The 23,660-nt window shown below is 41.0% G+C and carries 26 protein-coding genes; 22 read left to right on the top strand and 4 right to left on the bottom strand.

Going from position 1 to position 23,660, the window contains the following annotated elements; all coding sequences use genetic code 11:
• Positions 1-620 precede the first annotated feature (620 nt).
• The 11 genes from rpmH (at position 621) to MHI23_RS19030 (ending at position 10,218) form a co-directional block, all read left to right on the top strand.
• Positions 621-755, top strand: coding sequence for a 50S ribosomal protein L34 (gene rpmH, locus MHI23_RS19080; RefSeq protein ID WP_073208224.1), 135 nt, complete (start codon positions 621-623; stop codon positions 753-755).
• Between the two features lie 78 nt (positions 756-833).
• The gene (rnpA, locus tag MHI23_RS19075; protein WP_024427652.1) at positions 834-1,193 is read left to right on the top strand and encodes a ribonuclease P protein component; all 360 of its coding nucleotides are present in this window, start codon (positions 834-836) and stop codon (positions 1,191-1,193) included.
• 158 nt (positions 1,194-1,351) lie between these two features.
• A complete protein-coding gene (gene spoIIIJ / locus MHI23_RS19070) occupies positions 1,352-2,134 on the top strand; it encodes a YidC family membrane integrase SpoIIIJ (protein ID WP_087976621.1) in 783 nt (260 codons plus the stop codon).
• The gene (gene jag, locus MHI23_RS19065) at positions 2,131-2,754 is read left to right on the top strand and encodes an RNA-binding cell elongation regulator Jag/EloR (protein WP_163114520.1); all 624 of its coding nucleotides are present in this window, start codon (positions 2,131-2,133) and stop codon (positions 2,752-2,754) included. Before spoIIIJ ends, jag begins: the two co-directional genes overlap by 4 nt.
• 401 nt (positions 2,755-3,155) lie before the next feature.
• On the top strand, positions 3,156-4,535 hold the full coding sequence (mnmE, locus tag MHI23_RS19060) for a tRNA uridine-5-carboxymethylaminomethyl(34) synthesis GTPase MnmE (protein WP_024424070.1): 1,380 nt from the start codon (positions 3,156-3,158) through the stop codon (positions 4,533-4,535).
• A gap of 17 nt (positions 4,536-4,552) precedes the next feature.
• Positions 4,553-6,439 (top strand): tRNA uridine-5-carboxymethylaminomethyl(34) synthesis enzyme MnmG, encoded by a 1,887-nt coding sequence (mnmG, locus tag MHI23_RS19055; protein ID WP_024427650.1) that lies wholly within the window; start codon positions 4,553-4,555, stop codon positions 6,437-6,439.
• 13 nt (positions 6,440-6,452) lie between these two features.
• Entirely contained in the window at positions 6,453-7,172 is a 720-nt protein-coding gene (gene rsmG, locus MHI23_RS19050) for a 16S rRNA (guanine(527)-N(7))-methyltransferase RsmG (RefSeq protein ID WP_024424068.1), read from the top strand.
• A gap of 105 nt (positions 7,173-7,277) precedes the next feature.
• Positions 7,278-8,153: a nucleoid occlusion protein gene (gene noc / locus MHI23_RS19045; RefSeq protein ID WP_024424067.1), complete on the top strand. Its 876-nt coding sequence runs from the start codon at positions 7,278-7,280 to the stop codon at positions 8,151-8,153.
• A gap of 109 nt (positions 8,154-8,262) precedes the next feature.
• On the top strand, positions 8,263-8,397 hold the full coding sequence (locus tag MHI23_RS19040; protein WP_254964772.1) for a hypothetical protein: 135 nt from the start codon (positions 8,263-8,265) through the stop codon (positions 8,395-8,397).
• Positions 8,398-8,609: 212 nt separating this feature from the next.
• Positions 8,610-9,371: a sporulation initiation inhibitor protein Soj gene (gene soj / locus MHI23_RS19035; RefSeq protein WP_008360890.1), complete on the top strand. Its 762-nt coding sequence runs from the start codon at positions 8,610-8,612 to the stop codon at positions 9,369-9,371.
• Complete coding sequence (locus MHI23_RS19030) at positions 9,364-10,218, top strand: ParB/RepB/Spo0J family partition protein (protein ID WP_342492184.1); 855 nt, start codon at positions 9,364-9,366, stop codon at positions 10,216-10,218. Before soj ends, MHI23_RS19030 begins: the two co-directional genes overlap by 8 nt.
• 25 nt (positions 10,219-10,243) lie before the next feature.
• On the opposite strand, the gene yyaC is transcribed toward MHI23_RS19030, so the two are convergent.
• Positions 10,244-10,870 (bottom strand): spore protease YyaC, encoded by a 627-nt coding sequence (gene yyaC / locus MHI23_RS19025; protein ID WP_024424063.1) that lies wholly within the window; start codon positions 10,868-10,870, stop codon positions 10,244-10,246.
• A 72-nt stretch (positions 10,871-10,942) separates the two neighbouring features.
• On the opposite strand from yyaC, the gene MHI23_RS19020 reads away from it, so the two are divergent.
• Positions 10,943-11,998 (top strand): hypothetical protein, encoded by a 1,056-nt coding sequence (locus MHI23_RS19020; protein WP_080652961.1) that lies wholly within the window; start codon positions 10,943-10,945, stop codon positions 11,996-11,998.
• 25 nt (positions 11,999-12,023) lie between these two features.
• Here MHI23_RS19020 and MHI23_RS19015 read toward each other — a convergent pair whose 3' ends face one another.
• The gene (locus tag MHI23_RS19015; RefSeq protein WP_024424061.1) at positions 12,024-12,434 is read right to left on the bottom strand and encodes a hypothetical protein; all 411 of its coding nucleotides are present in this window, start codon (positions 12,432-12,434) and stop codon (positions 12,024-12,026) included.
• 15 nt (positions 12,435-12,449) lie between these two features.
• On the bottom strand, positions 12,450-13,769 hold the full coding sequence (locus MHI23_RS19010; RefSeq protein WP_041118454.1) for a hypothetical protein: 1,320 nt from the start codon (positions 13,767-13,769) through the stop codon (positions 12,450-12,452).
• 295 nt (positions 13,770-14,064) lie between these two features.
• Here MHI23_RS19010 and MHI23_RS19005 point away from each other — a divergent pair, with 295 nt between their 5' ends.
• The 10 genes from MHI23_RS19005 to wrbA all read left to right on the top strand — a co-directional run bounded on the left by MHI23_RS19005 (position 14,065) and on the right by wrbA (position 21,977).
• The gene (locus MHI23_RS19005; RefSeq protein WP_008347561.1) at positions 14,065-14,271 is read left to right on the top strand and encodes a DUF951 domain-containing protein; all 207 of its coding nucleotides are present in this window, start codon (positions 14,065-14,067) and stop codon (positions 14,269-14,271) included.
• Positions 14,272-14,487: 216 nt separating this feature from the next.
• On the top strand, positions 14,488-15,588 hold the full coding sequence (gene ychF, locus MHI23_RS19000; protein ID WP_024424059.1) for a redox-regulated ATPase YchF: 1,101 nt from the start codon (positions 14,488-14,490) through the stop codon (positions 15,586-15,588).
• Between the two features lie 108 nt (positions 15,589-15,696).
• A complete protein-coding gene (gene rpsF / locus MHI23_RS18995) occupies positions 15,697-15,984 on the top strand; it encodes a 30S ribosomal protein S6 (RefSeq protein WP_024424058.1) in 288 nt (95 codons plus the stop codon).
• A 36-nt stretch (positions 15,985-16,020) separates the two neighbouring features.
• The gene (gene ssbA, locus MHI23_RS18990; RefSeq protein WP_007497456.1) at positions 16,021-16,563 is read left to right on the top strand and encodes a single-stranded DNA-binding protein SsbA; all 543 of its coding nucleotides are present in this window, start codon (positions 16,021-16,023) and stop codon (positions 16,561-16,563) included.
• A gap of 41 nt (positions 16,564-16,604) precedes the next feature.
• Positions 16,605-16,844: a 30S ribosomal protein S18 gene (gene rpsR / locus MHI23_RS18985; protein WP_008359105.1), complete on the top strand. Its 240-nt coding sequence runs from the start codon at positions 16,605-16,607 to the stop codon at positions 16,842-16,844.
• Positions 16,845-17,046: 202 nt separating this feature from the next.
• Positions 17,047-18,012 carry an ABC transporter ATP-binding protein gene (locus MHI23_RS18980; protein ID WP_125587576.1) on the top strand — a complete coding sequence of 322 codons (966 nt, stop codon included), beginning with the start codon at positions 17,047-17,049 and terminating at the stop codon, positions 18,010-18,012.
• Positions 18,005-19,522 carry an osmoprotectant update ABC transporter permease/substrate-binding subunit OpuFB gene (gene opuFB / locus MHI23_RS18975; RefSeq protein WP_327827997.1) on the top strand — a complete coding sequence of 506 codons (1,518 nt, stop codon included), beginning with the start codon at positions 18,005-18,007 and terminating at the stop codon, positions 19,520-19,522. The genes MHI23_RS18980 and opuFB overlap by 8 nt, the downstream gene beginning before the upstream one ends.
• Positions 19,523-19,713: 191 nt before the next feature.
• Complete coding sequence (locus MHI23_RS18970) at positions 19,714-20,685, top strand: ring-cleaving dioxygenase (protein ID WP_245207199.1); 972 nt, start codon at positions 19,714-19,716, stop codon at positions 20,683-20,685.
• Positions 20,682-21,290 carry an alpha/beta hydrolase gene (locus tag MHI23_RS18965; RefSeq protein WP_034622294.1) on the top strand — a complete coding sequence of 203 codons (609 nt, stop codon included), beginning with the start codon at positions 20,682-20,684 and terminating at the stop codon, positions 21,288-21,290. Before MHI23_RS18970 ends, MHI23_RS18965 begins: the two co-directional genes overlap by 4 nt.
• A 72-nt stretch (positions 21,291-21,362) precedes the next feature.
• Entirely contained in the window at positions 21,363-21,977 is a 615-nt protein-coding gene (gene wrbA / locus MHI23_RS18960; RefSeq protein ID WP_034283654.1) for an NAD(P)H:quinone oxidoreductase, read from the top strand.
• 48 nt (positions 21,978-22,025) lie between these two features.
• On the opposite strand, the gene katX is transcribed toward wrbA, so the two are convergent.
• On the bottom strand, positions 22,026-23,615 hold the full coding sequence (gene katX / locus MHI23_RS18955; protein WP_024424052.1) for a catalase KatX: 1,590 nt from the start codon (positions 23,613-23,615) through the stop codon (positions 22,026-22,028).
• Positions 23,616-23,660: the final 45 nt, after the last annotated feature.

Below are 23,660 nucleotides of genomic sequence, written 5' to 3'. Positions count from 1 at the left end.
AAGGCTTCTCCCCCCTCCTTTTCTTTTTAAAATGACCAGTATCAAACTGTTATAGAACACGAAAAAGAGCAAATGGTCATCACCATTCGTGCACATACATTGTTGAAAACAATTAATATAGTAGAAAAACGTCTTTTCGACAAATTACACAAGCTGTGGATAAACAATTCAACAGGCTGTGTAATAACTTTCCACAGGTTATCCACAAATTGTGGATAATATAAATGGGCCAGATAAGTAATTAAGAGTTAAAACACAAATATAATATCAAAATAAACAAGAAGGTGCAATGGGTGTCACAAACTTATCCACACACTTTACATCCTGTTGAAAAATAATTATCCACATCGGTTATTTGTGTGAAAAAAATGTCGATAATGGGTGTGGATAGTCTAAATATGCCGGAAAAATATCCACATTCTTGTTTTGAAGGTCTTTTAGGAGGAAAAAAAGAATAAAATGCTGGAAACTAAAAAAGAAGGTTTCTTCGTTTGATAACTTATGTTATGCTTATAAGGTTGATAATAAGAGTTTTATCATTGATATTGACAATCGATGGGTTACACAAATATAATGAGTTAGACTGTCTTAAACAGCTATTCCTCAGGGAGGTGTCATAAATGAAAAGAACGTTTCAACCAAATAACCGTAAGCGTAGTAAAGTTCATGGCTTCCGCAGCCGTATGAGTACTAAAAACGGACGTCTAGTTTTAAAGCGACGCCGCAGCAAAGGTAGAAAAAAATTATCAGCTTAGGCCACTGAATAATGTCAGTGGTCTTTTTTACATAAAATCGTAAATGAACTGTCAGTTTTTATCGGAGTGGAAGAAAACATGAAGAAGCGAAACAGGCTAAAAAAAAATGAAGAGTTTCAAAAGGTGTTCAAAAAAGGTCAATCAATGGCAAATCGCCAATTCGTTATTTACCAGCTGGATCAGCCAAATCAAGTTGAACTGCGTCTAGGATTGTCTGTCAGTAAGAAGATTGGTAATGCAGTGATTAGAAACCGAATAAAACGTCTGATCCGTCAGGTGTTTTTAGAGGAAGGCCATAAGTTAAAGCAAGAAAAAGACTACATTGTCATTGCACGAAAACCAGCGAGTGAATTGACCTTTGAAGAAACAAAGAAGTCTCTCCAACATTTATTTAGAAAATCCGCTGTTTATCAACAACAACCGAAAAAGTCTTCGTAATAGAAACTTTCGTTGAATCAATTTTTAAAAGCGCTTCCTTCATCTAGTGAATTAAAATGAAACCACCACTTTGCAAAGAAAAAATGTTACCATACTGATTAGGTGAGTCACTTTCTTAATCAATTCCAACTTAAATAAAGTTTGAAGTAATGGGAGGAATCTTGTTGAAAAGGCGATTATTACTAATATTTAGCTTGATTGGCGTATTGGTTTTATTGGCAGGATGTACACAGATCAATGAACCAATTACATCAGATAGTAAGGGATTCTGGAATTCTTATATTGTTTACCCGCTATCTCAATTAATCACGTACATGGCAAACTTAACTGGTGAAAACTATGGTGTAGCGATTATTATTGTGACACTATTAATTCGCTTGCTTATTTTACCATTAATGATTAAACAGTTAAGAAGTACAAAAGCGATGCAAGCATTACAGCCTGAATTGAAAAAGCTTCGTGAAAAGTATAGCTCTAAAGATCAAAAAACACAGCAGCAGCTTCAGCAGGAAACAATGGCCCTTTTTCAAAAAAATGGCGTCAATCCATTAGCAGGCTGTTTCCCAATTTTAATTCAAATGCCAATCCTTATTGGTTTCTATCATGCAATTATGAGAACAGCAGAAATTAAAAAGCATACATTCTTATGGTTTGACTTAGGCAGCCCAGATCCATTGTTCCTATTACCGATTATTGCGGGTGTAGCTACTTTCATTCAGCAAAAGCTGATGATGGCTGGAAATCCTTCGGACAACCCTCAAATGGCTATCATGTTATGGGTGATGCCGATTATGATCGTTGTGTTTGCAATTAGTTTCCCAGCAGCACTTTCATTGTACTGGGTTGTAGGTAACATTTTCATGATCATTCAAACATTGGTGATTAAAACACCTCAAGTAAAAGTTGATACAAAAGAAAAAGCTGGCGGGAATAAAAAATGAAGGAAATAACTGCTGTCGGTCGCACAATCGAAGAAGCAGTAGATTCCGGACTTAAACAAATTCAGCTACTACAAGAAGAAGTAGAAATCACAATAGTAGATGAAGGAAATAAAGGGTTTTTAGGATTATTTGGTAAAAGACAAGCTGTGGTCAAGTTAGTAGAAAAGATAAATGCATTTAAATTAGCTACACAGTATTTAGATAAAATTGTTAAGTCTATTGATCCTAAAGCAAAGATTATTTCCAAACAGGAACCGAAAAAGATTTCTTACCACATTGATGGAGATAAAACGTCATTAATGATTGGAAAAAGAGGCCAAACACTGTACTCTTTAGAAACGTTGGTACAGCTAGTGTTTAATCGTTATTCTGATCAGTATCATCATATAACAATTGATATTGGTGATTATAGGAAGAAACGACAAGAAGCACTTGAACAATATGCAGTCAAAACAGCAAATCGGGTTTTAAAAACGAAGAGAAAGGTTCATTTAGAACCAATGCCTTCGAATGAACGAAAAATTGTTCATGATGCGATTGCTGCATTCTCTAAAGAACTTGAAACGGCATCTGAAGATACAGGCAGCAAACGTCATGTTGTGGTGCTGTATAAAAAATAGCAGAAAGGCTAAGATTCAGCAAAGCTGGATTTTAGTCTTTTTTTATTGAAAAATTGCTTTTTATAGAGGATTCATCCTCTATTTCTAAAAAATGAGTGTGTGATATGGGTGCAAAACGCCAATTTAACAAGTAAGTATAGGGATCAGGGCGTTTAAATTTATTGGATTTAGGTGTAAGATGTGAAGACAAGTTTCAAACGTCGTTATTCACATGTGGATAAGTTAAGTGTTAAAATAGATAAGATGCAAAGCTGTGGATAATTAGATATGGGATACTTTCACTTCGCTTTCATTTATGGTATCTTTAAATTTTGGATTAAGCGTTTTTGATATAGAGATGGACAATGTCCATTTAATAGATAACAGACTGTTTATTAAGTAGAGAAAGAGGTGAATGAGTGATGGATACAATTGCAGCAATTTCTACACCGATGGGTGAAGGAGCAATTGCGATTATTCGTTTAAGCGGGCCTGATGCGGTACAGATTGCTGATCGGATGTATAAAGGGCCTAAGGAGAAAAAACTTGTATCGGTGGATTCACATACGATTCATTATGGTCATATTGTGGACTCTAGCACTGAGCAAGTCATAGAAGAGGTCATGGTGTCAGTATTACGAGCACCAAAAACATTTACGAGAGAAGACGTTATTGAGATTAACTGCCATGGCGGAATTGTAACGGTCAATAAAGTACTGCAGCTTGCTTTAAGAGAAGGAGCAAGATTAGCGGAGCCAGGTGAGTTTACAAAACGAGCTTTCTTAAATGGAAGAATTGATCTTTCACAGGCTGAAGCGGTAATGGATTTGATTCGTGCAAAGACAGATCGTGCGATGAATGTAGCGATTACTCAAATGGAGGGACGACTCTCCGGTTTGATTAAACGACTTCGCGGTGAGATATTGGAAACTCTGGCTCATGTTGAAGTCAATATTGACTATCCTGAGTATGACGATGTTGAAGAAATGACGCATCGAGTTTTAGTTGAAAAGGCAACATCAGTGAAAAAGGAAATTGAGTCACTGCTAACGACTTCTCAGCAGGGGAAAATACTTCGCGAGGGCTTATCCACTGTTATTATTGGAAGACCGAATGTTGGGAAGTCTTCCTTGTTGAATAGTCTTGTACAGGAAACAAAAGCGATTGTAACGGATATTCCTGGAACAACGAGAGATGTCATTGAGGAGTATGTAAATGTTAGAGGTGTACCGCTTCGTTTAGTCGATACTGCGGGTATACGTGAGACGGAGGACATTGTTGAGCGTATAGGGGTTGAACGATCTAGACAGGTCTTAAAAGAAGCTGACCTGATTTTACTTGTGCTCAATTATAGCGAGGAATTGTCAGAAGAGGATATCAAACTATTTGAGGCCGTCTCAGGCATGGATATCATCGTGATCGTGAATAAGACAGATCTTGAGCCTAAGCTTGATATCGAAAAGGTCAAGCAGTTAGCGAAGGATCGTCCGGTGGTTACTACATCATTATTACAAGAAAAGGGGATTGATGAGCTCGAAATTGCGATTCAATCATTATTCTTCACGGGTTCAATTGAAAGTGGAGATTTAACGTATGTAAGTAACACAAGGCATATTGCCCTTCTTCAGGCAGCAAAACAATCCATTGAGGATGCTCTTGAAGGAATTGAAATGGATGTACCGATCGACATAGTTCAAATAGATTTAACACGCTGCTGGGAACAGCTGGGTGAAATTATTGGGGATGCTGTTCATGAAAGCTTGATTGATCAGTTATTCTCTCAATTCTGTTTAGGAAAGTAAAGGGAGGAACATAAGACATGGGTTATGAAGCTGGCAATTATGACGTAATCGTCGTGGGTGCCGGTCATGCTGGAGTTGAGGCTGCTCTTGCTTCTGCAAGACAGGGCGCCAAAACACTTGTATTGACTATCAACCTCGATATGGTTGCTTTTATGCCATGTAATCCGTCCGTAGGCGGCCCCGCAAAAGGGATTGTCGTCAGAGAAATTGATGCTCTAGGCGGAGAAATGGCACGAAATATAGATAAGACGCATATTCAAATGCGCATGCTGAATACGGGGAAAGGACCTGCTGTCCGTGCGTTAAGAGCGCAAGCAGATAAGTTCCAATATCAGCATGAAATGAAAAAAACAATGGAAAATGAACCAAACCTGACAATGCTGCAAGGTATGGTAGATCATTTAATTGTAGAAGATGATGAATGTAAAGGTGTTGTTACTCAAACGGGGGCGAACTATCGTGCAAAGTCTGTTGTATTAACGACAGGGACTTTCTTAAAAGGCCGCATCATTTTAGGAGACTTATCGTATTCAAGTGGTCCAAATAACCAGCAGCCTTCCATTAAATTATCGGATCATTTAGCAGAACTAGGATTCGATTTGGTTCGCTTTAAAACAGGAACGCCTCCTCGAGTGAATAGCCACTCGATTGACTATAGTAAAACAGAAATTCAACCAGGTGATGATGTCCCGCGGGCATTCTCCTATGAAACGGTTGAATATATTACTGACCAGCTGCCATGCTGGTTAACATACACGAGTTTAGAGACTCATCAAATTATTGATGAGAATCTTCACCGTTCTCCAATGTATTCAGGTATGATTAAAGGAACTGGCCCTAGATACTGCCCGTCCATTGAAGATAAAGTGGTTCGTTTCAATGATAAACCGAGACATCAAATTTTCTTAGAGCCAGAAGGTCGTAATACACAGGAAGTTTATGTTCAAGGATTGTCTACAAGTCTTCCGGAGGATGTACAGCAGCGCATGCTTTCAACCATCCCAGGACTCGAGAATGTTCAAATGATGAGAGCGGGTTATGCCATCGAGTATGATGCGATTGTGCCTACTCAGTTGTGGCCTACACTTGAGACGAAGAAAATTTCTGGATTATATACAGCCGGCCAAATTAATGGTACGTCTGGTTATGAGGAAGCAGCAGGTCAAGGGATTATGGCAGGTATTAATGCAGGAAGAAAAGCATTAGGTAAAGAAGAAGTCATTTTAAGCCGATCTGATGCATATATCGGTGTCCTCATCGATGACCTTGTCACAAAAGGAACAAATGAACCATACCGTCTCTTGACATCACGTGCTGAGTATCGTCTACTTCTACGTCATGACAATGCTGATTTAAGATTAACTGAACTTGGCTATCAAATTGGATTAATTTCTGAAGAAAGATTCCAAGCATTCCAGCAGAAAAAAGAAGCCATTGAAGCAGAGAAAAAACGTTTATATTCTGTCATCATTAAACCTACAGCAGAGACTCAAGAATTTATTCGTTCACTCGGTGGAAGTGAGTTGAAGGACGGCATTCGTGCAAGTGATTTAATGAAGCGTCCGGAAATGAATTATGAATCTGTTGTGAAATTAGCTCCTGCTGAAACACCGCTTCCTTCTGATGTGTGTGAGCAGGTAGAGATTCAAATTAAATACGAAGGTTATATTGAAAAGTCACTCCAGCAAGTTGAAAAACTGAAAAAGATGGAGAACAAAAAGATTCCTGATCGTATTGATTATGATGCCATCAAAGGGATTGCAACTGAAGCGAAACAAAAGCTGAAAGAAGTCCGACCGCTTTCTGTTGCACAGGCTTCTCGTATTTCAGGCGTTAACCCTGCTGATATTTCTATCCTTTTAGTATATTTAGAGCAGGGGCGTATTGCGAAGATAGCAGAATAGAAAGGATGTCGGCATGAACATTGAACAATTTACAGCAGCACTAGAGGAGAAAGGGATCACTCTTTCTCCTGTGCAGCTTGAACAATTTGAAACCTACTTCCGCATGCTTGTAGAATGGAACGAGAAAATGAATTTAACGTCCATTACTGAAAAGGAAGAAGTGTATTTAAAGCATTTTTATGATTCAATATCAGCAGCATTTTTTATTGATTTTCACAAAGTGACGACGATTTGTGATATTGGAGCTGGTGCTGGTTTTCCAAGCATTCCTCTTAAAATTTGTTTCCCTCATCTACATGTGACCATTGTTGATTCTCTTCAGAAACGAATTACGTTTCTCAATGAGTTAGCAAAAGGATTAAACTTACAAGATACTACTTTTTATCATGATCGTGCGGAAACGTTTGGACAACGTAAGGAAAAGCGTGAAAGCTATGATCTTGTCACTGCTAGAGCAGTTGCACGTTTATCCGTCTTGAGCGAACTATGTCTGCCTCTAGTGAAAAAAGAAGGATTGTTTGTTGCCTTAAAAGCATCTGCCGCTGATGAAGAAATGCAAGCAGGGAAAAAAGCTGTCACAGTTCTCGGAGGAGAGGTTGTTGAAAAGCATTCCTTTGTTCTTCCTTTAGAAGAAAGCGAACGGAACATCATTGTCATTGAAAAGAAAAAGCAAACACCAAAAAAATATCCTAGAAAACCAGGAACACCTAATAAATCACCAATAGAAGGTTGATCATGTAAAAGGTCGGTTTTTCTTCAATATTTATGATTTTACAGAAGGAAAAAACATGAGAAAATAGAATTATAAAAAGGTAGTTTTTAAAGGTGGTGTAGGTTCATGAAGCATTCACTCTCACGCTTCTTCGGGCTTGGAGACAAAGAACATCCTGAGCGTGAAACCGAAATAGAAGCAGAGATTGCTGAGCATGATACATTAAAGGAAGAGATACAGGAGCTCCCGGTCGACACAATTATGCCAAACCGTTTTCAGCCACGCACCATTTTTTCAGAAGAAAAGATACAAGAGCTGGCCACGACGATTCATACCCATGGCATTATCCAACCGATTGTTGTTAGACCAACAGAAGAAGAAGGAAAATATGAACTGATCGCCGGCGAAAGACGTTGGAGGGCGGTACAGACTCTTCAATGGGAGAAAATCCCCGCTATTATAAAAGATTTTACTGATACGGAAACGGCATCTGTGGCATTGATTGAAAATTTGCAAAGAGAAGAGCTGTCTTCTATTGAAGAGGCTCATGCTTATGCACGTCTTTTAGAGCTTCATGATTTAACACAAGAGGCGCTTGCTCAGCGTTTAGGCAAGGGACAATCAACTGTTGCAAACAAATTAAGACTTTTAAAGTTGCCTGAAGAGGTACAACAAGCCATTTTAGAGAAAAAAATCTCTGAAAGGCATGCACGTTCACTTGTGCCCCTAAAGCTTCCAGAATTACAAATCGCGCTATTGCAGGAAATCATCGAAAAGCAGTTGAATGTGAAACAGACTGAAGAGCGTGTAGTGAAGATGCTTGAACAAAAAACGGATCGCAAACCGAAGCCAAAACGTAAGGCATTTAGTCGTGATACACGAATTGCGATGAATACCATTCGTCAGTCTCTCCACATGGTAGAAGACAGCGGACTTAAAATAAATACCGAGGAAGAAGAGTTTGAGGAATATATCCAATTAACGATTCGAATTCCTAAATAGAAAAAAGCTGATGAGCGCCTCTCGTCAGCTTTTTTTGTAAATCTTTTTATTATCATTTTGTTATCATTTGTTATTTACTGTTTGCTTTTGCAAATGAAATGATAAAAACATGATGAAACAAAGCGGTATGTCTAAAGAAGTGACTGTACAGCATTCGCACCAAGAGGGAACGATCCACTTGATGATTGCTGAAGCTGATCCGAAGAACTATGACTTGTGGACAAACAATAACCCAGCCTTGTGAGTAAATGCCGTACAATTGAATTCAGACATCCAAAAAGATATATCAATATACTTTTTCGATGCGTTTTCATTCTTCCTTTTATGTACGAAAAGGCACATTCACCGACGAATTTATAATAGGGAAACAAAAAAAGCAAACGTTTCATACTTTTTTTGATAGAATAGAAAGTATGAATGAATGAGAAACTTGTTAAGTTGAAAGTGGGTGACATCGTGGGGAAAATCATAGCGATTACCAACCAGAAGGGCGGCGTCGGGAAGACGACAACTTCTGTTAATTTGGGTGCGTGTTTAGCATACATAGGCAAACGAGTGTTGTTAGTTGATATTGATCCGCAGGGCAATGCCACGAGTGGTATTGGGATTGAGAAAGCCGACGTAGAAAAGTGTGTGTACGATATTTTAGTTGATGATGCAGATGTTCTTGATGTGATTAAGACGACAGAGGTCGAAAATCTTGATGTCATTCCTGCGACAATACAGCTTGCAGGGGCTGAAATAGAGCTTGTGCCTACAATCTCACGTGAAGTGAGGCTGAAGAGAGCACTTGAATCTGTTAAGCAGAATTATGATTATATGATTATTGACTGCCCGCCATCACTTGGACTGCTGACGATTAATGCGTTAACTGCATCCGATTCCGTTTTAATACCAGTTCAGTGCGAATATTATGCGCTTGAAGGATTGAGCCAATTGTTAAACACAGTTCGTCTCGTGCAGAAACATTTAAATACCGATCTTGCCATTGAAGGTGTCTTGCTGACAATGCTTGATGCCCGAACAAACCTTGGTATTCAGGTAATCGAAGAAGTGAAGAAGTACTTTAGAGATAAAGTCTATCAAACCGTCATTCCGAGAAATGTGAGGCTGAGTGAAGCGCCTAGTCATGGAAAGCCGATTATCTTGTATGATCCACGTTCAAGAGGTGCAGATGTCTATTTAGACTTAGCAAAGGAAGTGGATGCGAATGGCTAAAGGTCTTGGAAAGGGTATTAATGCACTATTTAACAATGTAGAATCAAATGAAGAAACGGTTGAAGAAATCAAATTAAAGGATTTGCGTCCGAATCCGTATCAACCAAGGAAAACGTTTGATGATGATGCATTGTCTGATCTGAAAGAATCGATTCAGCAGTACGGGGTTTTACAGCCGATCATTGTTCGTAAATCGATTAAAGGTTATGACATAGTAGCAGGAGAACGCCGTTTCCGCGCAGCACAACAAGCTGGTCTGACAACAATTCCTGCAATCGTTCGAGAGTTTTCAGAAACACTGATGAGAGAAATTGCCCTCTTAGAAAACCTACAGCGTGAGGATCTCTCTCCACTAGAGGAAGCGGAAGCATATGCTTCCTTGCTGGATCATCTAAGTGTGACGCAAGAGGAATTAGCGAAGCGATTAGGGAAAAGCAGACCGCATATTGCGAACCATCTCCGTCTGTTGACTTTACCGGATGACATCCAAAAGCTGATTGCAAATGGAACGTTATCAATGGGACATGGCCGCACATTGCTCAGCTTAAAGAACAAAAAGAAGCTGGCGCCTTTGGTAAAGAAAATCGTGGATGAGGGGTTAAACGTACGACAGGTTGAAAAACTTGTTCAGCAGTTAAACGAAAATGTTCCACGTGAAACAAAGAAAAAAGAAGCACCAAAGGATCGAGTGTTGAAAGAAAGAGAGTCTTTCTTACAAAACTACTTTGGTACTTCCGTGACGATCAAGAAACAGAAGAAAAAAGGGAAAATTGAGATTGAATTCCTCTCGAATGAAGATTTAGAAAGAATCCTTGAATTGCTTTCTACGAGGGAATCATCAGAGTGACCATCTTGATATGAGATGGTCTTTTTTATATTCTTCCAGTGATATTTTGAATAGGGGTGAAGAGAGACCGGCTTTTTTCTCTCGTCCAATCCATTTGGTCAATGTGAGATAGACTTTCAGAAAGTGTATTGGCCATAGACATGACAAGATGAAGACGTGTGTTTTGGAGGACGAAGTATTCCATGAAACCACTCACATTGACGATCCCATTAATATGAATATCTCCTACCTCTGGCAGCTCCTTTTGGACACCAGCTCCAGGCTTTAACGGACCATCACCAATTTGGAAGGAACCGACACTTTTCACTCTTCCTAAACAGGCATCAACCGCTACAATAAACGGGTGTTTATGAGCTTGTTCAATTTCAGCGAGTTTTTCTTTTAAATTGACCGCATGCACTGGGTCAGAGAGTGTTCCATATACATGAAGCTTTTTCAAATCCAGACCTGAAAGCTTTGTACCAACAAGTGGACCTAGAGAGTCGCCAGTTGAGCGGTCTGTTCCAATACAGACGATGGCAACGGGTCTTTTTCCTGCTTTCTGAAGATGCGAGAATAAAATACTTTTAAGCTGTTGAATGGCGTTTGTATCCGTATGGGACACGTATTCTTTTACCCTATTTCTAAAAAAAAGACCGTTCTTGCTATTCATAGGTCTCACTTCCTTGTCATAGTAGTTAGTAACAGTATACGGAAACAAGCTTAATTCTATACCTATGAGGTGATGATTGTGTGGAAGGCTGGTTCAAGGTGGACGCTTTTAATTTTAGGAAGCTTAATAGGAGCGGGATATGCTTCCGGCCAGGAAATTTGGCAGTTTTTTGGCATTGATAGCGGACTAGCCATTCTACTGTTTACATTGATGTTTATGCTCTCTACCTATGTGGTGTTAAAAATCAGTTATGAGGTGCGTGCCGATCACTTTGTTCCAGTGCTGGAACGGCTTGTCGGTCCATGGCTGGCTAAGGTGTATGACGTTTTAATTGTCCTATATTTATTCACGACAACGACGGTCATGATTGCCGGCGGCGGGGTGACTCTTGAGATGTATCATGTGCCTTTTTGGATTGGCATCGGCGCGTTTTGTTTGTTTTCATTTATGATTTTTTTCTGGGATGTGAAAGGGCTTTTATCTGTGAATGCTTTCATTATACCAATTTTGGTGGCGGGGCTCATCTATGCGTTTGTTTTTTATTATATGAATCATGATCATATGTGGCGTATTGATTTTGGGCAGCAGTACAATTGGCCTGCCAGCATTGTCTTTGCTTCTTTGAATATATTATCTGTCGTGGCAGTGCTGTCTTCGGTTGGGAAAGAAATGAAGGGGCTTGGGGAAGCCAAGGTGGCGAGTATATTAAGCGGTCTTATTTTTGGTGTCATCTCGTATGTGTATAACGAAATACTGGTTGATATTTCTGGAAGCCTTTCATCAGAGGGAATTCCTTTGTTTACAGTATTAGAAGGGGCGCCGACTTCTTTATTTGTGTTTATGACCGTTGTCCTTTGTCTAGCAATTTATACGACGACGGCAGCAGGTTTATTTGGATTATCAAGCCGGATGCTTTCTTTTGTACGAATGCCTCGCTGGCTGGTTGTATTGGTGATGCTTCTTTTGATGGCTCCTTTAACATCTCTTGGATTTGCTGATTTGATTGCTTTCTTGTATCCAATTTATAGTTTGTTGAATCTTTATTTGCTCGTCTGTTTAATGCTGTATCCGATTTTAAGTAAAAAGATATTTTCTCGTCCTAAAAATTATATTGATAAAACAAAATAAGCACCTCTCTTTTTTAGAGCTGTGCTTATTTGATCTGAATTGAATCAATAGCTTCTTTGATATCATCATAGACAGGCATTTGCTTGAGACGCTGGAGGCGATCCTCTAATTCTGAAATGGCCTGTCCCTTTAAATGCTGGGAAATGTGTTGTTTGACAATGGTCGTCTGGTTTATCATGTCTTCTGTTTTAGCCAATTGATACTCCAAGTGCACGCGAGTATTTGCTAATTCGTCGTGCAGCCGCATTTTGAGCAGCCGTTTTAGATCCTTTCGCTGTCCTTCTCTGCGCATGGCCTGAATGGCGGCCATTTCTTCTGGAGACTGTGTTTGTGTGTGTGGTGCCGATTGATTTTCGAATACAGACATGGAGCGGCGGGCACTCACATTTTGCAAGAAACGCTGGGCGTCACTAGGAGGCTTATTTTGATTGATCATGCGATGACTCCTTTCTTAATGAATACCCATTTGCATTGCAAGGCGTCTATCTGCCTTGGCGTAGTCATCACCCATTGTGTACATATGTCTTGAAAGAGCAGAAAGCTCTTGTTCGTAATCCCTCAGGGTGTACAAGGCATTCAGCTGTTTTTCGTGTGAATAAAAGGAGGAATGCGACTGTTCCATCCTCACTTCGTCTACCAGTGCTTCCACATCACTATGACTTAATAAATCATAGTGGCCAAAGCCTACGAGTCCTTTAAGCTCTTGTTTTACATGATGGACGGCGTCTTTTACACTTTCATCAATTCCATCGATTTTTTCAAATACAGTGTGCACTTCATGTTCAATAATGCTTTGCAGATCATAGGATGAATTTTTTAGTAAATGGGATTTTATGATAATTTCAAGTCCGCTTTGTGCATATGCACGTCCAGAATGAATTTCTTGCAGCAGCATGGCTGTAAAACTTGTATTATGATCAAGCTGTTCATCTAAAATACGGGCAGACCCATTTGGATGGAACGAATATCCATTTGCTTTGAATTCACCTGAAACGAGAGCTAAAAAAGCATTTGTATCAAAGGATTCGTTCCATTCTATATTCATAGATGCAAAAGCTGATTTTAAAAAGGTGTCAATTTCCCTTTTTTTGTATTTAACGGATTCTTGGACTGAGTCTTGCTGCCGTGGCGGTACGGTGTACTTGACTTGCCCAACTCCTTGATCATGACGATTGAGTAAACCGACGTAATGACTAGGCTGAATATATTCAGTCAACATGCGTTTATATTGACCTTGCTGCGCCTTTTGCTGAATCGAAGGCGATAGGCTGCTCCATATATTTGGGCTGTCAAAGGTAACGGCTTTTTTGACAGCTGGCTGTTCTGTTGCAATATAAGCACAAACAGCACCGGCAAGTGCTTGTCCAGTGAGGTGGATACCTGCATTCGGATGCTTCTGACAGACTTTCTCTATGTATTCCTTCCCTTTAAAAAAGACATGGTCTTGATTGCCGTCAAGGGACTTTCTTTCAATTGGATAGGCATAGTCTGTTTTGAGCAATGACTGTGCCACGTTGTGTACATCTTGCTTAGATGTCACCCTCGTTTGATGTGGCAGCGGACAGTGAAAAGCGACGATGAATTCATCTGATTGTTCCGGCTGCATCGTTAAACCATATAATTTTTGGTCGATCTTTAGAAAATCGTGGACAGTGAGTGTTTGCTGACCAATTTCTATCGTATGGTGCTGCTGGTAATTGTCGATATTTCCAGCATGATCGGATATGATTTTATATTCTTTATCAGTTAATCTATCCTTTCGATTGACCATCGTACCTGCTCCCTCACATAACATTTATGCAGATATCATAAATCAAAAAATATGGAAAAACCACCGCGTTCTACCAATAAAAACCTTTTGACCTACAGTGTTTGTGACAATATTGAAAAAAAACGGAGTTTAAGTAACTATTGGTCACAAATAAAATGATCTAAAAGAAGGGTTTTTTCTCTAAAAAAGAATAGGATGAACGATTGAAAGAGACTCTTTGTTTTGTGCATTGCCCTTCATCGCCGTTTTTTTGTACAATAGATTCAATGAAGTGAGCAAGGAGAGGTGAAGGCTGATGGCAGACAAAGCGTTTGGGTTACATGATGTTGTAGAAATGAAAAAGCCCCATCCATGTGGTGCCAATCGGTGGAAGGTCATTCGTTTGGGCATGGATATCCGTATTAAATGTGAAGGCTGCGGACACAGCGTGATGATCCCAAGAAGAGATTTTGAACGAAAAATGAAGAAAATTCTCGTCAAGCATGAGGAGCCAACTGCTTAAGTAGGCCTCATGCTTTTTTTATTAAATTTGTCTTTTCTACAGCAAAGCCAGGTGCATTATCTCGTTTTGAAGCATTGATTTATTCTTTTTAACGATGTTTCTTCTATTGAAAATGCATGATGGTTAGCTTGTCTTTTCATGTAAACCTACTTATAATTGCTCTAGGTTCATATTACGCAGTATAACGAGCACGTTTGATATAGAGGAGATGAAAGAATGGCTTTAACAGCTGGTATTGTTGGCTTACCTAACGTCGGGAAGTCAACGCTATTTAATGCAATTACACAGGCTGGAGCGGAGTCTGCTAACTATCCGTTTTGTACTATTGATCCAAACGTCGGAATTGTAGAAGTTCCTGACGAGCGTTTACAAAAGCTAACAGAATTGGTGCAGCCGAAAAAGACAGTTCCCACTGCTTTCGAATTCACTGATATTGCGGGTATTGTCAAAGGTGCATCTAAAGGTGAAGGTTTAGGGAATAAATTCCTTTCTCATATTCGACAAGTAGATGCGATTTGTCACGTGGTCAGAGCTTTTGCAGATGATAACATTACACACGTAGCTGGTAAGGTTGATCCTGTGGCAGATATTGAAACGATTAATCTCGAATTGATTTTGGCTGATTTAGAAACAGTTGAAAAACGTTTAGCTCGTGTGAGTAAGCTTGCAAAACAAAAGGACAAGGAAGCAGTAGCTGAATTTGAGATTTTGTCGAAGCTAATGAACGCATTTGAAGCTGGGAAATCGGCAAGATCTGTAGAATTTACTGATGAGCAGCAAAAGCTTGTGAAACAGCTTCATTTACTCACATCTAAACCAGTCCTTTATGTAGCAAATGTGAGTGAGGATGAAGTAGCGGATCATGAGGGCAACGAATATGTGCAGCAAATCCGTGAGTTTGCTTCTGGTGAAAACGCTGAAGTTATCGTCGTTTGTGCGAAGATCGAGTCTGAAATTGCAGAGCTTGAAGGAGAAGAGAAGCAAATGTTCCTTGAAGAGCTTGGTATTAATGAGTCAGGGCTTGATCAGCTAATTAGAGCATCTTACTCTCTTCTAGGATTAGCTACGTATTTCACAGCAGGTGAGCAAGAGGTACGCGCTTGGACATTTAAAAAAGGAATGAAAGCGCCAGAATGTGCTGGAATCATTCACACAGACTTCGAGCGTGGATTTATTCGTGCTGAAACGGTTGCGTATGAGGATTTACTAGCTGGCGGAAGCATGTCTGCTGCTAAAGAAGCAGGAAAAGTTCGTCTAGAAGGTAAAGAATATGTAGTGAAAGATGGAGACGTCATTCATTTCCGTTTTAATGTATAGGTTCTTGTCATAGGCCAAGTAATTTGTTATAATATACAATTGTGAGTAATATAATTTATTGCTCCTTGCCCGTTTAGGGCCGCTTAGACCAAAAGGAGGTGCAATCAGATGAGAAAGTACGAAGTTATGTACATCATCCGCCCAACAGTTGACGATGAGGCTAAAAAAGCAGTTATCGAGCGTTTCAATAACGTGTTAACTTCTAACGGTGCGGAGATCACTGGAACAAAGGATTGGGGTAAACGTCGTCTTGCATACGAAATCAACGATTTCCGTGACGGTTTCTACCAAATCGTAAACGTTCAATCTGACGCTGCAGCAGTTCAAGAATTTGACCGCTTAGCTAAGATCAGTGACGATATCATTCGCCACATTGTTGTTAAAGAAGAAGTATAAATCATTGAAATATATATTTAAAGGTGGTCTTTCAATATGCTAAACCGTGTTGTATTGGTCGGAAGACTAACAAAAGACCCTGAGCTTCGCTACACGCCTAATGGTGCGGCTGTAGCCACGTTTACTCTAGCTGTGAATCGTACGTTTACGAATCAATCTGGAGAGCGTGAAGCCGATTTCATTAACTGTGTTACTTGGAGAAGACAAGCCGAGAACGTGGCTAATTTCTTGAAAAAAGGAAGTCTTGCCGGTGTAGACGGTCGTTTGCAGACAAGAAACTATGAAAATCAGCAAGGACAGCGTGTCTTCGTGACAGAGGTTCAAGCTGAAAGTGTTCAATTTCTTGAGCCTAAGAGCGGCGGTGCTGGTTCAGGTGGATACAGCGGCGGTGGCAATAGCGGAGGCCAGTATTATGGCGGTAGCCAAAACGATCAGAATCCATTTGGAAATGAACCAAGTCAAAATCCATATGGCAATCAAAACAACCAAAATCGTAATCAGGGAAATAGCTTTAATGATGACCCATTTGCGAACGATGGTAAACCGATTGACATCTCCGATGATGATTTGCCATTCTAATTGATCTGAAAAAAATGACTAAAGGAAAGGTGTGAAAACAAATGGCAGGTGGACGCAGAGGCGGTCGTGCGAAACGTCGTAAAGTATGTTTCTTTACTTCTAACGGTATCACGCACATCGATTACAAAGATGTTGATCTTCTTAGAAAGTTTGTTTCTGAGCGTGGTAAAATTTTACCTCGTCGTGTAACAGGAACTAGCGCTAAGTATCAACGTAAATTGACTTTAGCGATCAAAAGATCACGTCAAATGGCATTACTTCCATACGTTACTGGTGAGTAAGTCGTTGACTTAAAAGCGGAGAGCCCCGAGCTCTTCGCTTTTTTTATTTTCCCCACTGTGAATCTCATCTATTTTTGCTAGAGTTGTTTTTGACACTCAACCGAAGGGAAGTATGTAAAAGTGACAGTTTATTCTATACAAATATGTGGTTGATCTGTCATATTGATAGTCTAGAAAATAATTGCAGTCAGGGCGTGGGAAGATGATTGAATTTAAAAAGGTATCGATGCAATTTTCTGATGAGCGCTATGCCGTTCAATCCGTTGATTTGGAGATTCAGAAAGGTGAGTTTTTTGTATTGATTGGACCTAGTGGCAGCGGGAAAACGACGACATTGAAAATGATCAATCGCCTCATTTCTTCTACAGAAGGTGAGATTTACATAAAGGGTCAAAAAATAAGTGATTATGATATGTATGAGCTGCGCTGGGATATCGGTTATGTTTTGCAGCAAATTGCGCTTTTTCCTCATATGACCATAGAAGAAAATATTGCTGTGGTGCCAGAGCTTAAACAATGGAGCCGGAATGAGACCAATCAGCGTGTCGATGAACTCATGTTGATGGTCGGGCTTGATCCTGCTATGTATCGGCATCGAAAGCCAGCAGAGCTCTCTGGTGGACAGCAGCAACGAGTCGGTGTGGCACGTGCACTTGCAGCTGATCCTGAGATCGTCCTGATGGATGAACCTTTTAGTGCGTTAGATCCACTAACGAGGGAGAAATTGCAGGATGATCTGCTTGATTTGCAGCGCCGTATACAAAAAACCATTGTTTTTGTGACGCATGATATGCAGGAAGCTATGAAGCTGGGTGATCGGATTTGTGTGATGAATGAAGGAAAAGTAGTGCAGATCGGACGTCCTGAGGAATTGGTTCAACATCCAGCCAATGCCTTTGTACAGGAGTTTGTTTCAGGGGCTGCCCGTCATGTGGGACATCAAGCTTTTGAGCTGGAAACCTTGGCACAACCGATAGCCCACGAAGCTCTTTTACCCTATGAGGCGGTCTCAGCACATGCCCCACTGGATGAAGTCTTGTCTCAATTGGCAAAGCACGAGGAATTGGCTGTTGAAAAGAATGGAGAGCGGATTGGACTAGTGAATCGTCAAGCAGTGATTCAGTATTTAGCTGATTCTCCTAAAGAGAGGGGCGAGTCACATGAATGATTGGACCCGTGTGTTATGGGAACGCAAAGAACAATTGGGACACGCCTTACTTGAGCATATTCAAATTTCTTTTATTGCTTTATTTTTAGCGATTTTGATTGCTATTCCATTAGGTATCTATTTAACGAGGGTTCCAAAGCTAGCGGAGTGGGTCATCGGGGTGACGGCCGTCTTACAAACGATTCCGTCGCTCGCACTTCTTGGCTTGTTGATTCCTCTTGTGGGGATTGGGCAAGTACCTGCGATTATTGCGCTTGTGGTCTATGCCCTACTCCCTATTTTAAGAAATACATATACAGGCATTCAGGAGGTTGATCCTTCTCTGAGAGAAGCGGCGCTTGCTATGGGGATGAATCATCGCAAACGGTTATTAAAGGTGGAGCTTCCTCTTGCCATGCCAGTCATCATGGCGGGTATTCGAACCGGGATGGTACTCATTGTGGGGACCGCCACTCTGGCAGCACTGATCGGGGCTGGGGGATTAGGAAGCTTAATCTTGCTGGGAATTGATCGAAATGATATGTCTCTCATTGTCATTGGTGCGATACCAGCTGCCTTACTGGCTCTACTATTTGATGTGGTGCTGCGTACCTTTGAGAAAATTTCCTTTAAAAAGACTGTGATCTCTGTGACTGTTTTTGCTCTGATTGCAGGAGCAGTTGTCGCTGCCCCCTCGCTGTTTCAGCAAGAAAAGAAAGAAATCACCATTGGTGGGAAGTTAGGATCAGAGCCTGAGATTTTGATCTCGATGTATAAGCTTTTAATTGAACAGGATACAGATATTCAAGTGAACCTGAAGCCCGGTCTTGGTAAGACGTCCTTTGTTTTCCAGGCTTTACGCTCTGGTGATATCGATATTTATCCTGAGTTTACGGGTACAGCGATTTCTGAATTCCTCAAAGAAACAGCAAAAAGCACAGATAAAAGAAAAGTGTATGAGCAAGCGCGGCGTGGATTGGAATCGTCCTTTCAGCTTCGCCTTCTTGAGCCCATGGCATACAACAATACGTATGCTTTAGCCGTGCCGCAGTCACTGGCTGATCAATATGAAGTGTCCAACATTTCAGATCTAGGTAAGATCAAAAACCGCATAAAAGCTGGATTCACCTTAGAGTTTTCTGATCGTCAGGATGGGTATCGAGGCATTCAAAAAGCCTATCAATTTTCCTTTGACGATGTTGTGACGATGGAGCCGAAGCTACGGTATCGAGCGATTCAAAAAGGAGATATCAATTTAGTCGATGCGTATTCGACAGACAGTGAATTGAGACAATACAAATTAAAGGTCCTTAATGATGATCAGCATGTTTTCCCGCCATATCAAGGAGCACCGCTGCTCAGGCAGGAGACATTAACTGAATTCCCTGAGATTGAGACCTCTCTCAATAAGCTTGCGGGTCAAATTACAGACGAAGAGATGAGAGAAATGAATTATGAAGTCAATGTGAAGGGGAAGGATGCTTTTCAGGTAGCGAAGGCCTATTTAAAAAAGAAAAAATTGCTGAAATAATCAAGGGAAAGCAGGGCTGTTTCATGCAAAACAGCTCTGCTTTTTTAAAAGAAAAACAAAAATCATTGACATTTACTTAAAAACATCATATCCTTAATTCGAGATAAATATATTTTTTTGATCTAATATCTCGAATTCGAGATAATATAAAGACGTCAGTAAAGACATAATGAATAGAGGCTTATTACTTCATGATTAGGAGGTCATTAGAAGTGAAAAAAACAGAAGGAATTCACCATATTACAGCTATTGTCGGTCATCCTCAGGAGAACGTTGATTTTTATGCAGGTGTTTTAGGACTTCGTCTCGTGAAGAAGACCGTGAATTTTGATGATCCGGGCACATACCATTTATATTTTGGAAATGAAGGCGGCTCTCCAGGGACCATTATTACGTTTTTCCCTTGGCCGGGGGCACAAAAAGGTCAAATTGGTGCAGGGCAAGTGGGCGTGACGACATATGTCGTACCGACAGGCGCTTTTTCTTTCTGGAAGGATCGTCTTGAGCAGTTTAATGTCTCTTATGAAATGGTTGAACGTTTTGGGGAAGCTTTTCTCTCATTTGAAGATCCACACGGCTTATTGATTGAGCTAGTAGAGCGTGCGGAAGGAAAGCAAAACGAGTGGACATTTAACGGTGTCACACCAGATGTAGCGATTAAAGGATTTGGCGGAGCTGTTTTATTAACATCACAGCCGGAGCAAACAATGCAGCTGCTAGAGCAAACGATGGGACTTGAACGAGTCGGAGAAGAAGGAGACTATGTGAGATTCCGTTCGTTTGGTGAAATAGGCAATGTGATCGATGTGAATAAGATGCCTGTTCCACGAGGACGTATGGGTGTTGGAGTTGTGCACCATATTGCATGGAGAGCAACAGATGATCAGGATCAATTAGATTGGCAAAGACATATTGCACAAAGCGGGTATCAAGTGACACCTGTGCAAGATCGAAATTATTTTAATGCTATTTATTTTAGAGAGCTTGGCGGCATATTATTTGAGATTGCTACTGATCCCCCAGGGTTTGCACACGACGAATCAGTGGAAACAATGGGTGAAGCATTGAAACTGCCACCGCAATATGAGGCACAGCGCAGTCAGATTGAACAAATTGTACTGCCAATTGAAGTGAGAGAAGTTAAAGGGAAAGGAGATTCATGATGAAGCATCTTTTTCGAAAAGGAAAGAATGAACAAAGACCTGTCCTGTTATTACTGCATGGAACTGGCGGGACAGAAGAAGATTTATTGCCGCTTGCACAGATAGTAGATCCTGATGCATCTGTTCTTAGTGTGAGAGGGAATGTATTAGAAAACGGCATGCCGCGTTTTTTCAGACGTTTGGCAGAGGGTGTATTTGATGAGCAGGATTTGATTGAGCGTACAGAGGAACTATATACATTTATCGGCGAAGCAGCTGATGAATATGGGTTTGATCGTCACAATGTGGTGGCTATCGGATATTCCAATGGGGCAAACATTGCTGGAAGCTTGTTATTCCATTATGGGGATGCTTTAAAAGGAGCTATCCTGCATCATCCAATGGTTCCAAGACGCGGGGTTTCGTTGCCTTCATTAGCGGGGAAACAAGTCTTTATAGCAGCTGGTGAAAATGACCCAATGTGCCGTCCAGAGGAATCACAGGAGCTGGAGCAATTGCTCCAGGGTGCAGGCGCATCGGTTACACTTCATTGGGAAAATCGCGGACATCAGCTAACGAGAGAAGAAGTCGATGCTGCGGCTTTATGGTATCGTCGTCAATTTTAAATAAGGTGGGGAATACAGGTGGGATTTTTACAGAAGCTTTTTGGGCAAAACAAACAAAAGGAGCTGGAACAAATGGAAAACGTAAAATTAGCGATTATTTATTATAGTTCAACAGGTACAAACTATCAGATGGCGAAATGGGCTGAAGCTGGAGCAAAAGAAGCTGGTGCAGAGGTCAAAGTATTAAAGGTTGCTGAATTGGCACCAGAAGCAGTTGTCGCTTCAAATCCAGCATGGAAAGCACATTTAGACGAAACAAAGGATGTGCCAGAGGTTCAATTAAGTGATTTAGAGTGGGCAGATGCCATCATCTTTAGCATGCCGACACGTTTCGGTAACCTGCCAGCTCAAATGAAGCAGTTCTTAGATACAACAGGCGGCTTGTGGTTCCAAGGTAAATTGGCAAACAAAGCAGTCAGCGCGATGACATCTGCTCAAAATGCAAATGGCGGACAAGAGCAGACTGTTCTCAGCCTTTATACGACGATGTTCCACTGGGGAGCCATTATTGCCGCTCCTGGATACACAGATGATTCCTTATACGGTGCAGGGGGCAACCCTTATGGCGTAAGTGTCACTGTTGACCAAAATGGAAAAATCCAAGAGGATGCAGAAGCAGCTGTGAAACATCAGGCAAAACGTACAGTCAATGTGGCTGAATGGATCAAAAAAGGTCAAAACGCTTAATAGATGTATACAAAAAGAATGCAGCCTCGCCGCTGCATTCTTTTTTCATTAATAAGGATCTGATGGTGTGCTGTTGTTGATGGCTTCGTCCACGGCCTGAGCAGCGCCTGTAGAGCCGATAGGTCCGCTTGGCTGCTCTTGTTTAAAGGCTTTTAAGCCGTCAGCAACACGCTTTCCGTAATCAGGGTCTGCTTTTGTAAAGTTTTCAATCATTTGGTCTTGAATGTCCTTTTGACATGTCGCAAGAGTATTAACTAAGTTCTTAATCAGTTCCTCACGCTCCCAATCATTAAAACGGCGATACGTTTCTCCCGCTTGTCCAAAGTTGTTTGGGCGGTCAATGGCTTCTCGTTTGACTTCACCTTCTACAAAAGGCGTATGATCCTTTCCATCCTGTTTGGCTTCTTTTAATCCTCCGAGGATCGATGGCTCATAATTCACATGAGGATTTTGGCCTTTGCCTTGATCGACATGGTATTCCATTTGCCCGTCTCTCTGATTGGTGGCGACATGCTTTTTCGGTGCATTGATCGGCAGCTGTAAATAGTTTGGCCCTACACGATATCGCTGCGTGTCAGAGTAGGAGAAGGTACGGCCTTGAAGCAATTTATCATCTGAGAAATCTAAACCGTCTACGAGTACGCCAGTCCCAAAGGCAACCTGCTCGACTTCTGCGAAATAGTTTTCTGGATTTTTGTTTAATACCATCCGTCCGATTGGTTTCCATGGATAGTCATCCTTGTACCAAAGCTTTGTCGGGTCTAGCGGGTCAAAGTCGAGGTGAGGGTGGGCATCATCTTCCATGATCTGTGCATATACCTCCCATTCAGGATAATCTCCTTGCTCAATCGCTTCATATAAATCCTGTGTGGCATGGTTAAAATTTTCTCCCTGGATCGCTTGCGCCTGTTCTTGGGTCAGGTTGCGAATGCCTTGTTTCGGTTCAAAATGATATTTAACCAGCACCGCTTTTCCTTCATGGTTGACCCATTTGTACGCATGGACACCTGAGCCTTGCATGTGCCGGTATGTAGCTGGGATGCCCCATGGTGAAAAGAGAAATGTCACCATATGCGTCGCCTCAGGTGATTGTGAGACAAAATCAAAAATACGCTCGCCGTCCTGACGATTGGTGACAGGATCAGGCTTAAAGGCATGAACCAAATCAGGGAACTTTAAAGCATCTCGAATAAAGAAAATTTTCAGGTTGTTCCCTACGAGATCCCAGTTGCCTTCCTCTGTATAAAATTTAATCGCAAACCCTCTCGGATCGCGTAATGTTTCTGGCGAATGACCGCCGTGAATCACAGAAGAAAAACGAACGAAAACAGGCGTCTTTTTCCCTTTTTCCTGAAACAATTTTGCCCTCGTATAGGTGGAGATGGGCTCATCACCGAATGTGCCGTAGGCTTCAAAGTAACCGTGAGCTCCGGCACCGCGTGCATGTACAACACGTTCAGGGATGCGTTCACGATCAAAATGACTGATTTTTTCTAGGAAATCGTAGTTTTCAAGCGTAGTGGGTCCTCTATTCCCAACAGTTCTCATATTTTGATTATCTGTTACGGGATGACCTTGCCGATTCGTTAAGGTTTCTTCTGACTCTGAAGATGATTTAGGCTGTTGATCTTCTTTCAATTAGAATCCCTCCTTTAATATCTCCCTAACAATATGGTCATGTTG

Origin of the sequence: Bacillus sp. FSL M7-0003, from assembly GCF_038628485.1 — a bacterium.
In the GTDB taxonomy this organism is placed as follows: domain Bacteria; phylum Bacillota; class Bacilli; order Bacillales; family Bacillaceae; genus Bacillus; species Bacillus safensis.
Note: the sequence above shows the minus strand (reverse complement) of the source record. Positions and strands in the feature narration are given on the sequence as shown.

What these genes read in the sequence shown, in the direction of transcription:
- rpmH (WP_073208224.1), top strand. Translation starts at nt 621, where the DNA reads ATGAAAAGAACGTTTCAACCAAATAACCGTAAGCGTAGTAAAGTTCAT.
- rnpA (WP_024427652.1), top strand. Translation starts at nt 834, where the DNA reads ATGAAGAAGCGAAACAGGCTAAAAAAAAATGAAGAGTTTCAAAAGGTG.
- jag (WP_163114520.1), top strand. Translation starts at nt 2,131, where the DNA reads ATGAAGGAAATAACTGCTGTCGGTCGCACAATCGAAGAAGCAGTAGAT.
- mnmE (WP_024424070.1), top strand. Translation starts at nt 3,156, where the DNA reads ATGGATACAATTGCAGCAATTTCTACACCGATGGGTGAAGGAGCAATT.
- mnmG (WP_024427650.1), top strand. Translation starts at nt 4,553, where the DNA reads ATGGGTTATGAAGCTGGCAATTATGACGTAATCGTCGTGGGTGCCGGT.
- rsmG (WP_024424068.1), top strand. Translation starts at nt 6,453, where the DNA reads ATGAACATTGAACAATTTACAGCAGCACTAGAGGAGAAAGGGATCACT.
- noc (WP_024424067.1), top strand. Translation starts at nt 7,278, where the DNA reads ATGAAGCATTCACTCTCACGCTTCTTCGGGCTTGGAGACAAAGAACAT.
- MHI23_RS19040 (WP_254964772.1), top strand. Translation starts at nt 8,263, where the DNA reads ATGATGAAACAAAGCGGTATGTCTAAAGAAGTGACTGTACAGCATTCG.
- MHI23_RS19030 (WP_342492184.1), top strand. Translation starts at nt 9,364, where the DNA reads ATGGCTAAAGGTCTTGGAAAGGGTATTAATGCACTATTTAACAATGTA.
- yyaC (WP_024424063.1), bottom strand. Translation starts at nt 10,870, where the DNA reads ATGAATAGCAAGAACGGTCTTTTTTTTAGAAATAGGGTAAAAGAATAC.
- MHI23_RS19020 (WP_080652961.1), top strand. Translation starts at nt 10,943, where the DNA reads ATGATTGTGTGGAAGGCTGGTTCAAGGTGGACGCTTTTAATTTTAGGA.
- MHI23_RS19015 (WP_024424061.1), bottom strand. Translation starts at nt 12,434, where the DNA reads ATGATCAATCAAAATAAGCCTCCTAGTGACGCCCAGCGTTTCTTGCAA.
- MHI23_RS19010 (WP_041118454.1), bottom strand. Translation starts at nt 13,769, where the DNA reads ATGGTCAATCGAAAGGATAGATTAACTGATAAAGAATATAAAATCATA.
- MHI23_RS19005 (WP_008347561.1), top strand. Translation starts at nt 14,065, where the DNA reads ATGGCAGACAAAGCGTTTGGGTTACATGATGTTGTAGAAATGAAAAAG.
- ychF (WP_024424059.1), top strand. Translation starts at nt 14,488, where the DNA reads ATGGCTTTAACAGCTGGTATTGTTGGCTTACCTAACGTCGGGAAGTCA.
- rpsF (WP_024424058.1), top strand. Translation starts at nt 15,697, where the DNA reads ATGAGAAAGTACGAAGTTATGTACATCATCCGCCCAACAGTTGACGAT.
- ssbA (WP_007497456.1), top strand. Translation starts at nt 16,021, where the DNA reads ATGCTAAACCGTGTTGTATTGGTCGGAAGACTAACAAAAGACCCTGAG.
- rpsR (WP_008359105.1), top strand. Translation starts at nt 16,605, where the DNA reads ATGGCAGGTGGACGCAGAGGCGGTCGTGCGAAACGTCGTAAAGTATGT.
- MHI23_RS18980 (WP_125587576.1), top strand. Translation starts at nt 17,047, where the DNA reads ATGATTGAATTTAAAAAGGTATCGATGCAATTTTCTGATGAGCGCTAT.
- opuFB (WP_327827997.1), top strand. Translation starts at nt 18,005, where the DNA reads ATGAATGATTGGACCCGTGTGTTATGGGAACGCAAAGAACAATTGGGA.
- MHI23_RS18970 (WP_245207199.1), top strand. Translation starts at nt 19,714, where the DNA reads ATGATTAGGAGGTCATTAGAAGTGAAAAAAACAGAAGGAATTCACCAT.
- MHI23_RS18965 (WP_034622294.1), top strand. Translation starts at nt 20,682, where the DNA reads ATGATGAAGCATCTTTTTCGAAAAGGAAAGAATGAACAAAGACCTGTC.
- wrbA (WP_034283654.1), top strand. Translation starts at nt 21,363, where the DNA reads ATGGAAAACGTAAAATTAGCGATTATTTATTATAGTTCAACAGGTACA.